Origin of the sequence: Sphingomonas hankyongi (assembly GCF_023516575.1) — a bacterium.
Taxonomy (GTDB): domain Bacteria; phylum Pseudomonadota; class Alphaproteobacteria; order Sphingomonadales; family Sphingomonadaceae; genus Sphingomicrobium; species Sphingomicrobium hankyongi.
In genome coordinates, this window is sequence record NZ_JAMGBE010000001.1 from 75,619 (window position 1) to 88,429 (window position 12,811).

14 protein-coding genes and 1 pseudogene are annotated in these 12,811 nt (G+C 64.1%); 8 read left to right on the plus strand and 7 right to left on the minus strand.

What is annotated here, in order from left to right; all coding sequences use genetic code 11:
* Positions 1 to 5: 5 nt before the first annotated feature.
* From gorA to pgi, 3 genes are read right to left on the minus strand one after another with little or no spacing between them, the layout of a single operon-like run.
* The gene (gorA, locus tag LZ538_RS00380; protein WP_249830022.1) at positions 6 to 1,346 is read right to left on the minus strand and encodes a glutathione-disulfide reductase; all 1,341 of its coding nucleotides are present in this window, start codon (positions 1,344 to 1,346) and stop codon (positions 6 to 8) included.
* Entirely contained in the window at positions 1,347 to 2,174 is an 828-nt protein-coding gene (locus LZ538_RS00385; RefSeq protein ID WP_249830023.1) for an aspartyl protease family protein, read from the minus strand.
* Entirely contained in the window at positions 2,171 to 3,658 is a 1,488-nt protein-coding gene (pgi, locus tag LZ538_RS00390) for a glucose-6-phosphate isomerase (protein WP_249830024.1), read from the minus strand. Before pgi ends, LZ538_RS00385 begins: the two co-directional genes overlap by 4 nt.
* A gap of 79 nt (positions 3,659 to 3,737) precedes the next feature.
* Here pgi and lepB point away from each other — a divergent pair, with 79 nt between their 5' ends.
* Genes lepB through era form a run of 3 tightly spaced genes read left to right on the plus strand, consistent with a single transcriptional unit; the run spans position 3,738 to position 6,141 of the window.
* Positions 3,738 to 4,589, plus strand: coding sequence for a signal peptidase I (gene lepB / locus LZ538_RS00395; protein WP_249830025.1), 852 nt, complete (start codon positions 3,738 to 3,740; stop codon positions 4,587 to 4,589).
* On the plus strand, positions 4,586 to 5,251 hold the full coding sequence (gene rnc, locus LZ538_RS00400; protein ID WP_249830026.1) for a ribonuclease III: 666 nt from the start codon (positions 4,586 to 4,588) through the stop codon (positions 5,249 to 5,251). Before lepB ends, rnc begins: the two co-directional genes overlap by 4 nt.
* On the plus strand, positions 5,248 to 6,141 hold the full coding sequence (gene era / locus LZ538_RS00405) for a GTPase Era (RefSeq protein ID WP_249830027.1): 894 nt from the start codon (positions 5,248 to 5,250) through the stop codon (positions 6,139 to 6,141). The genes rnc and era overlap by 4 nt, the downstream gene beginning before the upstream one ends.
* Here era and cobB read toward each other — a convergent pair.
* Positions 6,108 to 6,854, minus strand: a complete 747-nt coding sequence (gene cobB, locus LZ538_RS00410; protein WP_430741932.1) for a Sir2 family NAD+-dependent deacetylase — start codon at positions 6,852 to 6,854, stop codon at positions 6,108 to 6,110. The genes era and cobB overlap by 34 nt on opposite strands.
* A gap of 79 nt (positions 6,855 to 6,933) precedes the next feature.
* On the opposite strand from cobB, the gene LZ538_RS00415 reads away from it, so the two are divergent.
* From LZ538_RS00415 to nth, 5 genes are all read left to right on the plus strand, one after another.
* Entirely contained in the window at positions 6,934 to 7,941 is a 1,008-nt protein-coding gene (locus LZ538_RS00415) for a sensor histidine kinase (RefSeq protein WP_249830028.1), read from the plus strand.
* A 76-nt stretch (positions 7,942 to 8,017) separates the two neighbouring features.
* Positions 8,018 to 8,530 (plus strand): YybH family protein, encoded by a 513-nt coding sequence (locus LZ538_RS00420; RefSeq protein WP_249830029.1) that lies wholly within the window; start codon positions 8,018 to 8,020, stop codon positions 8,528 to 8,530.
* Between the two features lie 24 nt (positions 8,531 to 8,554).
* Positions 8,555 to 9,301, plus strand: coding sequence for a DUF72 domain-containing protein (locus LZ538_RS00425; protein WP_249830030.1), 747 nt, complete (start codon positions 8,555 to 8,557; stop codon positions 9,299 to 9,301).
* Positions 9,302 to 9,310: 9 nt separating this feature from the next.
* Positions 9,311 to 9,964, plus strand: coding sequence for a 4-hydroxy-tetrahydrodipicolinate reductase (locus LZ538_RS00430; protein WP_249830031.1), 654 nt, complete (start codon positions 9,311 to 9,313; stop codon positions 9,962 to 9,964).
* Entirely contained in the window at positions 9,961 to 10,728 is a 768-nt protein-coding gene (gene nth / locus LZ538_RS00435) for an endonuclease III (RefSeq protein ID WP_249830032.1), read from the plus strand. The genes LZ538_RS00430 and nth overlap by 4 nt, the downstream gene beginning before the upstream one ends.
* On the opposite strand, the pseudogene alr reads toward nth, so the two are convergent.
* From alr to LZ538_RS00450, 3 genes and pseudogenes are all read right to left on the minus strand, one after another.
* Positions 10,613 to 11,635: pseudogene (alr, locus tag LZ538_RS00440) on the minus strand (alanine racemase); the annotation flags it as partial. The gene nth and the pseudogene alr overlap by 116 nt on opposite strands.
* Before the next feature lie 31 nt (positions 11,636 to 11,666).
* On the minus strand, positions 11,667 to 12,380 hold the full coding sequence (locus LZ538_RS00445) for a haloacid dehalogenase type II (RefSeq protein WP_249830033.1): 714 nt from the start codon (positions 12,378 to 12,380) through the stop codon (positions 11,667 to 11,669).
* 70 nt (positions 12,381 to 12,450) lie between these two features.
* On the minus strand, positions 12,451 to 12,792 hold the full coding sequence (locus LZ538_RS00450; protein WP_249830034.1) for a UrcA family protein: 342 nt from the start codon (positions 12,790 to 12,792) through the stop codon (positions 12,451 to 12,453).
* Between the last annotated feature and the right edge of the window lie 19 nt (positions 12,793 to 12,811).

Sequence of the window (12,811 nt, forward strand, 5' to 3'; positions counted from 1 at the left end):
TCGGCTCATCGCATCAGGACCAGCTCTTCAGCCATGGTCGGGTGCAAAGCCACCGTTGCGTCAAAGTCTTCCTTCTTCAGGCGCGCCTTCACGGCAATCGCCGCAGCCTGAAGGATTTCGGGCGCGTCCGGCCCGATCATGTGCAGGCCGACGATCCGGTCCGTCTCGCCGTCGACCACGAGCTTGTAAAGCGAACGCTCGTTGCGTCCCGCAAGCACGTTCTTCATTGCCCGGAAGTCCGAAGTGTAGGTGCGGACGGATCCGAGCCGATTGCGTGCCTCGCCTTCCGTCATGCCGACCCCGGCCAGCGGCGGGTGGCTGAACACGGCGCTCGGAATGCAATTGTAATCGACGCGGGTCGGCTTGTTGCCGAAGAACGTATCGGCAAATGCCTGCGCCTCGCGGATCGCGACGGGCGTCAGCTGGATCCTGTCGGTCACGTCGCCGACGGCGAAGATCGACGGGTTCGACGTGCGATTGTCCTCGTCGACCTTGATCTGGCCCTTCTCGCCGAATTCGACGTCCGCCGCATCGCAGCCCAGGCCTTCGACGTTGGGCTGCCGCCCGATCGCGAACAAGGCCTGGTCCGCTTCGAGATCGTCGCACCCCTTGAGGCGGAGCTTGAGCGATCCATCGTCACGCCTCTCTATGGATTTGCCTATGACGTTGAACTCGTAATGGATGCCCTTGCGGATCGAGATTTGCAGCAGCCGGTCGACGATCTGCTGGTCGTAATGGCGGAGCAAAGTGTCGCTTCGATTGATCAGCGTCACCTGCGATCCGAACTGATGGAAGATGCCGGCGAACTCGTTGGCGATATAGCCGCCGCCGGCGATCACGATCCGGTCGGGCAGCTTCTCGAGATGGAAGACCTCGTTGGAGGTGATCGCATGCTCGATGCCCGGCAAGTCCGGCATCTGCGGGCGGGCGCCGGTGGCGATCAGGATCTTGTCGGCCGTGACGGTCTTGCCCGACCCCAGGTGAAGCGAGCTGGGCCCGGTCAGCTCGGCGCGCTCCTTGAAGATCGTGACCTCATGGTTGGTCAACGTCTCCGTATAAGCGCCTTCCAGACGCGAAACTTCCGCCAGCACATTGTCGCGGAGCACGGCCCAGTCGAAGCGCTTTTCCGGGACGTCCCAGCCGAACATCGCCGCATCGTCGAGATCTTCCGCAAAATGCGCGCCGTAGACGAGCAGCTTCTTGGGGACGCAGCCGCGAATCACGCAGGTCCCGCCGATCTTGTGTTCCTCGGCAATGCCGACGCGCGCTCCGTGCGCAGCCGCAACGCGTGCCGCGCGCACTCCGCCGCTTCCCGCGCCGATCACGAATAGGTCGAAGTCAGCCATTCAATTCGCCTCGCCGCGGGGTTCGAGCCACACGGCTCGCTCCTTGAAGTCGGCCGTGATCAGGAAATTCTTGAGGATCGACGTGCCGATGTTGAGCTCGTTAGCGTTCGGCTGAGCATCGACCGCTGCTTTGACATCGCGGAAAGTCGCGCCTGCCACGTCCAGGCGCTCGAGCACGACCATGTCGCGGTCGATCTCGCCGCCGATACCGCCGCCAGTCTTTCGTCCGACGACCTTGAGCCCAAGGCGCTCGACCATCGCCTGTGACACCATGACGTCGCTGCCGTTTCCAAGATCGAACTCCGCCTGGGCAGCCTTTCCATTCACCGTAACTGGAACGGACTCGATGCCGGCATGCTCCGTGAGCTGCAGCTGCTTGCCTGGTGGAACGGCCTTACGATCGGCATGATCGATCGTGCCTCCGGCCAAATCGATGCGGAGCCGGGCAGCATCGAACAACTCTCGACCGACGATCGCCTGGGTGGGCCGTTTAATGAGGCGCGACGACAGATCGCCAAGGTCGAGGACGACCACGGCTTCAGGGTGCAGGGTCACCCCAAGCGCCTCGATCTCGACATCCGGGACGATGCGCGCGGAAGCCTCTCCACCGGATCCCTTCATGATCGTTGCCCGACCTTCGGGCAGGCCGCCGCGCTTGGCGAGCGCCGGATCGACGATGGTCGCCTCCGCTCCGCTATCGAGCAGGGCTTCCGTCTGCACGCCGGCGACTTTTGCCGGAATGAAGAGCCGGCCGTTGTAGACCGTCAGCGGATCGGCAACTGCCGCGGCGGGCGTTGCAAGCAGGGCAAAAGCGGCCAACAGCCTCACAGTCCCGCCCTTTCAAGCAGTGCGCGCGTCGACGGGTCTAGGATCGCTTCCACACTGCCTTCCCCAAGGCTGCGGGCAATCTCCTTGCCGAGCTCCACCCCGAACTGGTCGAACGGGTTGATCCCCAACAATACGGCATTCGCGAACGTCCGGTGCTCGTAGAAGGCGATCAGGGCGCCGAGCGCGCGAGCATCCAGGCGATCGAGGAGGATCGTCGCGCTTGGCCGGTTGCCCGGATAGCGGCGCTGGGGATCGTCGCTGTCGCGGCCCGCCATCAGCGCGGCACCTTGCGCGAACGCATTGAGCAGCAGCTGAAGATGATGGTCGGAATCCTGTCGGTCGTCGCCCTCGCTGACCGCGATGAACTCAACCGGCGTCACGATCGTGCCCTGATGCAGCAGCTGGAACACCGCGTGTTGCGCGTCCGTGCCCGTGCCGCCCCAGGTTACCGGCGCGGTCGGCAGGTCGATCGGCTCCCCGTCGGCCTGCACGGACTTGCCGTTCGATTCCATCTCCAGTTGCTGGAGATAGGACGGAAGCAGCCGAAGCCGCTCATCGTAGGGGAAAATGGCGCGCGTCTGGCAGCCGACCTGCTCCACGTAGAAGCGATCCGCGAAAGCGGCGATCAGCGGCGCATTCGCTGATTCTTCGGTGAAGCGGAAGTGGCGGTCCATCTCGGCCGCGCCCTCGAGCAATTCCTCGAACGCGTCCCAGCCGAGCGCGAGCGCAGCGGAGATGCTGACCGAGCTCCACAGGGAATAGCGGCCGCCGACGCCTTCGCCGAATTGAAGGACGCGCGTCTCGTCGACGCCGGTCTCGACCGCCGCTTCGGGATCGGCGGTGACGGCGATGACACGGCCGTCGGGGTCGGCGACCTCGCCCTCGCGAAGCCATTGCAGCGCCGCCTCGAGATTCGCCAGCGTCTCGGCGGTCCGGAATGTCTTGGATACGGCAACGATCAAGGTTGTCGCGGGGTCGAGGTCGCTCACGGCCTCGTCGAACGCCGCCCCATCGATGTTCGACAGGAATCGCACCTGGACGCGCGTCTGGCTTCGCCCAAGCGCGTCGACCAGCAGGGCGGGCCCGAGCACGGAGCCGCCGATGCCGATATGGAGTACGCCCGTTACGTCCTTAAACGCTCCGCCCTCGATCGCATCGACGAGCGCACGCATCCGCTGCCGCCTCGCGGTCGCGAGATCGACATCCGCCGGCGCACCATTGCCTCGCTCTGCGACGTGCGTCGCCGCCCTGCCCTCGCTCGGATTGATTATCCCGCCGGAGAACAGCTCCTCGCGCTTCTCGTCGAACTTCCGCGCTTCAAGACGCTTCACGCATTGCTGGATCAGCCCGGAATCGAGGTGGGTTTTCGACCAGTCGAAGTAGAGGCCGCCCACGTCGAGGCTCAGGCGGGACAGCCGGTCAGGCTCGGACGAGAAGAGCTCGTCGAGCCGCTTGAGCTTTCCGGTCTGGTTTCCGCCCGCCATTGACGCAGCCACATAATGGCGGGGCCGGTAATTGCCACCCCGGCTTGACCTCGCACGGCCGCGCGGACAAGCGCCGACGATGCGATCTTTGTTCGCCCGCCGCGACGCTTCCGAAGCCCCGCGCCAAAAGACAGAGCCGGAAGGATTCTGGTCGACCGTTCGATTCTTCCTTAGCCTCGCCCTGCTGGCCTGGATCCTGCGAAGCCTGATCATCGCCCCGTTCAGCATTCCATCGGGATCGATGCTGCCGACGCTTCGGATCGGCGACTATCTACTCGTCGCCAAATGGCCCTACGGCTATGCGCAGGTCAGTTTTCCCTGGGGCTTCCCTCCGATCCATGGCCGCGTTCTCGGCGGCCTGCCTACCCGCGGCGATGTGGTCGTCTTCCGCCACCCGACAGAGGATGCGGACCTGATCAAGCGGGTGATCGGCCTCCCGGGCGACACGATCGAAGTCCACGGCGGCGCAGTGCTGCTTAACGGCCGGCCGCTCGTCCGCGAGGCTCTGCCCGCATTTCGAATGCCGATTAGCCCGAACAGCCCCTGCAAGACCATATCCGCTCCGGCAGTCTCGCAGACCGCGGGAACTGCTTACTGCCTCTATCCCGCGTTTCGGGAACAACTCCCCGACGGTATTACCTACACGACGCTGGACCAGGTCTCCGACGGTCAGGCGGACGATTTCCCCGCGACGCGCGTGCCTTCCGGTCACGTGTTCCTGATGGGCGACAATCGTGACGACAGCCTCGACAGCCGCTTCGCGCCCGCTCAAGGCGGAGTAGGAATGCTTCCCGTCGACAAGCTGATCGGCCGGGCATTGGTCACCTTCTGGTCGACCGACGGGAGCGCATCCTACTTCAAGCCCTGGACGTGGTTCACCGCGCTGCGTGCAGAGCGGATCGGCAACACTTATTCGGAGCAGCGCCGGTGAGCGCCGACATCCGCGCCTTCATTTCGAAGACTTTCGATTATTCGCCGCGCGACCTCGGTCTCTTCGAACTCGCCTTCACACATTCGAGTGTCGGCACCGACAGTTACGAGCGGCTGGAATTCCTCGGCGACCGCGTCCTCGGGGTCGTCATCGCCAACGCGCTTTACCTGCGTTACCCCAATGAGCCCGAAGGCAATCTGTCGAAGCGATACAACGCGTTGGTCGACCGCGAGACATGTGCCGAGAATGGCCGCGAGATCGGCCTTCCGCCGTTCATTCGCCTAGGCAGACAAGCGCGGGAGGATGGCGCGAAGGACAGCGACAACGTCATCGGCGACGTGATCGAGGCACTGATCGGCGCACTCTTCCTCGATGGCGGGCTGGACGTAGCGGAGCGCTTCATCCTGAAGACGTGGGCGGCCGATCTCGCAACGCAGCGTCGTGCGCCGCAGCATCCGAAATCGGCATTGCAGGAACTTGCCGCTGCCAAGGGCTGCAAGCCTCCCCAGTACGATCTGGTGTCACGAACCGGCGCGCATCACGCGCCGCTGTTCCGCGTCCGGGTCAGCGTGAAGTCGCTCGGCGAGGCGGAAGCCGAAGGGTCGTCGAAGCAGGAAGCGGAAACCTCTGCCGCGGCGACCCTGTTGTCGCAATTGCAATGAGTGAGCAGGACACCCGCGCCGGGTTCGTCGCCGTGATCGGGGCGCCAAATGCCGGCAAGTCGACGTTGGTCAATGCGCTGGTCGGGCAAAAGGTCGCAATCGTCAGCCCGAAGGCGCAAACCACGCGTGCGCGGCTGATGGGCATTGCGCTCGCCGGCAGCGTCCAGATCCTGCTTGTCGATACGCCCGGAATTTTCCAGCCAAAGCGGCGGCTTGACCGGGCGATGGTCGCGGCCGCCTGGACCGGGGCGCAGGACGCTGACCTCATCCTCCTCGTGATCGACGCCTCCGAGAGAGTCCGGGATGAAATTCTCGAAGGACTGGAGAAACGAGAGCATCCCCTGTTTCTCGTGCTCAACAAAGTCGACCTGGTGAAGAAGGAGAAGCTGCTCTCGCTTTCCGCCGAGCTGACCCAGCGCCTCGATCCCGACAAGGTCTTCATGATCAGCGCGACGCAGGGCGACGGGGTGCCCGACCTCAAGGACGCGCTCGCGGCGACGATGCCCGAGGGACCCTGGCTCTATCCTGAAGACGAAGTCTCGGACGCCACCGATCGCATGATCGCCGCCGAGCTCACCCGCGAGCAGCTCGTCAACCAGCTGCATCAGGAACTCCCCTATGAAACCGCGATCGAAACCGAGACCTGGGAGGATAGGCCTGACGGATCGACCGTCATCCGCCAGCAGATCCTCGTCGAGAGAGACAGTCAGAAGGCGATCGTCATCGGCAAGGGCGGGCGCCGGCTCAAGGCCCTTGGCGCAGCGGCACGCGAAGAGATTGCGCAGCACCTCGGCCGCCCCGTTCACCTGTTCCTCCATGTGAAGGTCAATCCTCGCTGGGACGAGGACCGCGGCCTTTATCGCGAGATCGGGCTCGACTGGGCGGACTGAAGCAATTCCTCCACCCAGGTAGGCACGACATCGCTCGCGGGACCGATGCGTACCTCGTCGAAGAAGATGCTTCCCTGGCTCGGCTCCAGGTTCATTTCGACCGTCATCGCTCCGCAATAGCGAGCGGTCTGGACGAAACCGGCGGCGGGATAGACCGCGCCCGACGTTCCGATCGATGCGAACAGGTCGCACTCGCGCAATGCGTCTTCGATCCGCTCCATTTCGTAAGGCATCTCGCCGAACCAGACGATATCCGGCCGTAAGCCTCCAGCTGTGCCGCAGGCGCGGCATTCGGCGTCGAGGCCCATCGCTCCGGTCCAGGCGAAGCGCTCGTCGCAACGCAAGCACCACGCTTTCTTGTTCTCGCCGTGCATGTGGATCAGCCGCTTCGAGCCTGCCCTTTCGTGCAGGTCGTCGACATTCTGAGTGACGACGAGCAGCTCGCCCGGCCATTCGGCGTCGAGCCGCGCAAGCGCCAGATGCGCGGCATTGGGCTTCACTTCCTCCAGCTTGGCACGGCGGGCGTTGTAGAATTGATGAACCAGGCCCGGATCGCGAGCGAATGCTTCAGGAGTCGCGACATCCTCGACCCGATGCCCTTCCCACAGACCGTCGTCGCCGCGGAAGGTTGCAAGTCCGCTTTCGGCGGAAATGCCGGCGCCTGTCAGCACAACGATCCGAGTGACTTCCTGATTCACCTTACGTTTATCCACAGACCGCTTGCGCGACTCGCGTGTAAATGATTGTTTTGCAAGCGGACCGAGTTGAGTTCTTTAAGGGGGGGCCGAGTCAGTGAGGAAGATCCTCCGCTCGCGTTTGCCGGAGCGGCTTGCGCACAGGGCGCCGCCTATTGTCGTTGAAGTGACGATCGGCCTGCTCGCGGCGCTGGCAATGCTGACGCTAAGAGCGTCCCTGTACGGCTTGGCGGGCGATCGCGCGCCTTACGCTCTGAACTTCCTCGCGGTCGTGGCTGCGGCTGTGCTGGCGGGCTGGCGCAGCGGTCTGATCGCGCTCGTGGCAGGCCAGCTCCTCGTCTGGTATATGATCGTCACTCCGCAGTTCAGCTGGACGGTCGCCGGCGCGGACAGAATTGGCGGCATGGTCATCTCGACCGCCTCTCAGGCGCTCATTCTCCTCGTCATCGGTCTCTACCAACGCGAGGTCGACAAGGGGACCGCCGAGCGCGAGCAGCGCCTGGCGCTCCTCGATGAAGCATTGCGGGAAATCGATCACCGTACCCGCAACAATTACCAGACCGTCCTCGCGATGATCGACCTTCAGGCGCGCAGGGCGCCCGACGCTACTGTCGCAGATGCCCTGCGCCAGGTCAGCGAGCGCATCCAGGCCATCGCCAATGCCTCACAGCAGCTTGCAGTCCGCAGCGCCGACCTGATGGCAATCCGTCTGGACGACCACCTATGCGGCCTGGTCAAGCAGATCGAACGGGGCCTGGGTCGGTCCGGCATCGAGATCGACTGTGAGGTCGATGAGGCTACCGCGAGCGTCGAGAAAGCGACGTCCATCTCGATCATCGTCAATGAGCTTGTCACCAACGCGATCAAGCACGCATTCAATGGCGAGGGCTCCGGCCGCGTGCTGGTCGCCGGCCGCACGGGGAACTCGTTCGAGTTGATCGTGACGGACGACGGGCGAGGAATGAAGGCTACGCGCAAGGACGATCACGACGGACTTGGCACCAAGCTGATCGAAAGCTTCGCCCGCCAGCTGGGCGCCAAGCATCAAGTCACCTCGACTGACCAAGGCACTACGCACCGGCTGGTCATTCCCAGCCTGCACTAAAGCTTGTGCGACTCGCCGGCCCATGATTGTTACGCGGGCGGACCGTTCCCGGCCCCGACGAGGATGGGGGATTGCCATGAAAACTGCATTCACTTTGACCCTGGCGGCTGCGGCACTCGCCCTTGCCGGTTGTGATCATCACGCGAAAGGCGAGCACCACGGCGCCGACACGGCCAAGATTGCCGACGAGATCAAGGCCAAGGAGGCGCAGTGGGAAAAAGATTATGGCGCCAAGGACGTGAATGCGCTGGCGGGGCAATATTCCGGCGATGCGGCGATGGCCGGTCCCGGCGATCCGCTGGCGACATCGGACGCCGAACGGCGCCGGCTGCTCGGTGGTCTAACCAGCGATCCAAACTTCGCGCTTGAATTCTCTTCCGATCGGATCCTCGTCGCAAAGTCCGGCGACTTGGCGTCCAGCCGCGGGCACTACAGTCTCACCATGACCGACAAGGCCACCAACAAGCCGGTCAGCAGCACCGGCTCATACCTGACCGTCTACCGCAAGGAGGACGACGGCAGCTGGAAAGCGGTCGATGACTTAATCACGCCGGGCCCGGCGGCAGCGACGCCTGCTGCGGCACAGTAAGCCACTTCAGCCGTTGGTGCCGAGGTGAGCGACGGGCAAATCCGGATCGGCATCGGCGGCTGGACCTACCCGCCATGGCGCGCTGTCTTCTATCCTGAAAAATTCCCGCAGGAGCGCGAGCTCGAATATGCATCGAGCCAGCTCGGAGCGATCGAGATCAACGCGACCTTTTACGGCCGCCAGAAGCCGAAAAGTTGGGAAACTTGGGAGAAGACGGTCCCCGACGGCTTCCAGTTTGCGATCAAGGGCTCGCGCTTTTGCGTGATGCGGTCGCGCTTGTGCGAGGGCGCGGAAGGCATCGGCAATTTCTTCGCCCAGGGCTTCGCTGCATTGGGACCGAAGCTCGGGCCGATCCTCTGGCAGTTCGCGGGACGACGGAAGTTCGACGCTGACGACATCGCGGGCTTCATCGATCTGCTTCCCGAAAAGCTCGACGGCATCCGGCTCCGTCACGCCATCGAGCCGCGCAGCGAAAGCTTTCGCGATGAGAAGTTCTTCGACCTCTGCCGCGCGCGAAACATTGCGATCGTGTTCGAGGATTCCGACGAATATCCGTGCATCGAAGCCGACACCGCGGACTTTGCCTACGCTCGCCTTCAGCGGATGCGGGAAGAGGTCGCCACGGGCTATGAAGATTCGACCCTCGACGGTTTCGCCGAGCGTGCTCGCAACTGGGTCGGTGAGGGCCGCGACGCTTATATCTTCATGATCAACGGCGCGAAGGTCCGCGCTCCTGCGGCTGCGCTGGCGCTCCAGGAACGGCTTCGCTAACCAGCAGCCATGCGCACTGCCGACCAGCCGATACGCATCAGCTTGTTCGCGCCCAGCGGGCGGATGGGCCAGGCCATCGCATCCGCCGCATCGGACGATCCCGGCTTCGTCATCGACCAGGATCACGCCGATGTCCTCATCGATTTCTCCGCTCCGGCAGCGCTGGAGGCGAGCCTGGATCGCGCGGTCTCGGCCGGGATTCCGGTCCTCATCGGGACCACGGGGCTCGATAGCACCGCCGACGATCGGATTGCGCAAGCCGCGAAGCAGGTCGCGGTGCTCCGCGCCGCGAACACGTCGCTCGGCGTCGCCCTCCTTGCCGAGCTTGTCGAGCGGGCGGCGAAAGCGCTCGGGCCAGACTGGGATGCTCAGATTTTCGAGATTCATCACCGCAACAAGGTAGACGCGCCATCGGGCACGGCCTTGATGCTGGGCAAGGCAGCGGAAGGCGCCGGCCACTCGGTCGGTTATGCCTCGCTTCGTGGCGGAACGGTCGCCGGCGATCACGACGTGCTGTTCCTGGGCCCGGAAGAGCGCGTCATCCTGTCTCATCGGGCCGAAAGCCGGATGATCTTCGCCCGCGGCGCCCTCGCCGGAGCGCGCTTCCTCGTCGGAAAGCCGGCCGGGCTCTATTCGATGCGGGATGTCGTCGGCAGCCTGTGAAACGCGACCAGGTTTTCGAATTCTTCCGCCGGCTCGCCGAGGCGAACCCCTCGCCGACGACCGAGCTCGAATCCGCCAATCCCTATCAATTGCTCGTTGCGGTCGTGCTCTCAGCCCAGGCCACCGACGCCAGCGTCAACATCGCCACCCGGCCTCTTTTCGAACGCATTAAGACGCCCCGCCAAATGGTTGATCTAGGCGAGGAAAGTCTGCGCGACGCGATCAAGACCATCGGGCTGTTCAATACCAAGGCGAAGAACGTGATCGCCCTCAGCCAGGTGCTGATCGACCAATATGGCGGCGAGATACCTCGCACTCGGGAGCAACTGCAGGCCCTCCCCGGCGTCGGACGGAAGACAGCCAATGTCGTTCTCAATACGGCCTTCGGCGAGGAAACCTTCGCGGTCGACACGCACGTCTTCCGTGTCGGCAATCGCACCGGTCTCGCGCCCGGAAAGAATGTCGATGAAGTCGAGGCCAGGCTCGAAAGGATCGTTCCCCAGCCCTTCCGCCGGGACGCGCATCACTGGCTCATCCTGCACGGCCGCTACACCTGCAAAGCCAGGCTGCCCGAATGCTGGCGCTGTCCTGTGATCGATCTTTGCCGCTATCAGCCCAAGACGCCGCCGCCCGAAGAGCGGACTAAACCCACCGCCGCGCGAACCGGGACCCGAGGGTCGTCAGCAGCTCATATTGCGAAAGACCGGACTGGTGCGCCGCGTCCGGCAAGGCGTAGTCGAGCTCGACCCAGTCGCCTTCCTTGAGGTCGGGTGCGGCGTCGCAGCCGACGGCGATCAGGTCCATCGAGACGCGGCCGATCACCGGCAGCGTGATCTCGCCGGCAAATGCCATTCCGCGCGACGAGAAGCCGCGTAAATAGCCGTCCGCGTAACCGATGTTCAGGATTGCGGCCTGCGTATCCTCATCGGCGGTGAAGGTTGCCCCATAGCCGCAGCTTTCGCCGGCATGGATAGTGCGGCGCTGGACGATCTGCGCTTCGATTCGAGCCACCTGGCCGATCTGGCCCTCCGCCTCGGCGCGAGGAACTCCTCCGTAGATCGACAGCCCGGGCCGGACGAGGTCGAAGCTGTAATCGCGCCCCAGGCAAATGCCGGCCGAGTTGGCAAGCGCGTAGCGCTTGGCGGATATTGCCCCCACGACAGCACGAAAGCGCTCGAGCTGCATCACATTAAGCGGGCAATTCTCGTCGCCGCACGCGAGATGGCTGTGGAGCGTATCGATTGAAAGGCCGGCCAGCAGCTCGCTCTGTTCAGGGCGCAGGCCGAGCCGATTGATTCCGGTGTCGATCATCACATCGCACGCGCGATCGGGCGCGATCTCTTTCCACCTCGCCACCTGGTCGGGACTGTTGAGCACGGGGCGAGCCTGCGAGTTCAGCGCCGCCTGGACGTCGTCGGGACCGGGACCGTGCAGCACGACGACGCTGGAATCTTCCGGGACGTCGCCCAGCGCCGTGGCTTCGGCATAGGTCGAGACGAAGAAGGTCCGGCATCCCGCGTCATAAAGCGCATCGAGCGCGTCGCGCGCGCCGAGACCATAGCCGTTCGCTTTGACCGCGGCCCCGGCTGGCACTCCTGCCCGCTCCTGCAGCCAGCGCCAGTTCGACTGGAGTGCGGAGGCGTCGATGGTCAGGCGCAACGGTTGATGCATGCAGCGGCCCTAGCTGTTTCGCGTGCGAAGACTAGTCCTGCTCTGCGCGGTGGGCGGCGGCCAATTCGCCCATCGATGTGAAACGGAAGTCGAAATGCGGCCTCGGGTCCGGCAGCACAGTTGCGCCGGAGCCCGGCTTATCATGCCTCCGGTCTATCCACGCCGACGCGATCCCCATCAGGTTCGCGGGCACATGATCGTGGAACAGGCTTTGTGCGACGTGGAGCAGGCGGCCCTTTTCGATCCCCGTGTCCCGCAACCTGTCCAGCATATATTCGAAGTTGCGCAGCGAAGGCTTGTAGGAGCCGATATCCTCAGCCGTGAAGATATGGTCGAACTCTACGCCGAGCCGCTCATTGCTCCTCGCGAAGCTTCGCCGGTCGACGTTCGACAGTATGATCAGTCTGAAATGCTGCTTGAGGTAGCGGAGCGCTTCCTGAGTATCGGGGAAGGCCGGCCAGTCACCGACGGACGCACCGAACTCCCTCGCTTCATCGGGCAATGCCGACACCCCGAGGCGAGATGCCAGTCGCTCGTAAACCCGCTCCAGGAGCTCCGAATAGCGCAGGCCCGGATGTTCCTCCTCGGTCTCGTGCTCGACCGGGCCGTAGATCTGGAGAATGTCCTCAGGCGAGACTTCACCGCGTTCGGCAAGCGGCGCGAGGGCCCGGGTCAGGCCCGTCTCCCAGTCGATGAGGGTTCCGTAACAGTCGAAGCTCAAAGCCTCGAATTGGGAAAGTCTCATGTGAAGTATCCCGCGCGTCTCGGCAGGGGAGCCGCCTAAAGACGCGCGGGAATTGGGGCAAGCGGGACGGTCAGCGTGCGATGGCCACGCGGATGCTGTCGTTTCCATCCTTCGACGCCAGTATCGCATCGCGCTGCTCGTGAGCGCGAGCGAGGACGTCATCGCGGCAGGCGCGGACTGCATTCTTCCCGTGAAGGTCGACGTCGGAGGCGGTTCCGCAAACCTCTCGCGCCGCCTGTACGAGCCTGAGTTCGAGCGCGCGCTGGCCGGCGGCATCGTTTAGGTTGAGGTCCGCGGTCCGGACGATGCTGACGTTCGTCTCGGGGGTCGCTGGCTCGGAAAAGGCGGGGGCAGCCTTGATGGCGGCTGCGGTGATCAGCGCCGAGGCGATCACGATATTGATGGCTTTCACGTCGCGTCTCCTGTTCGAG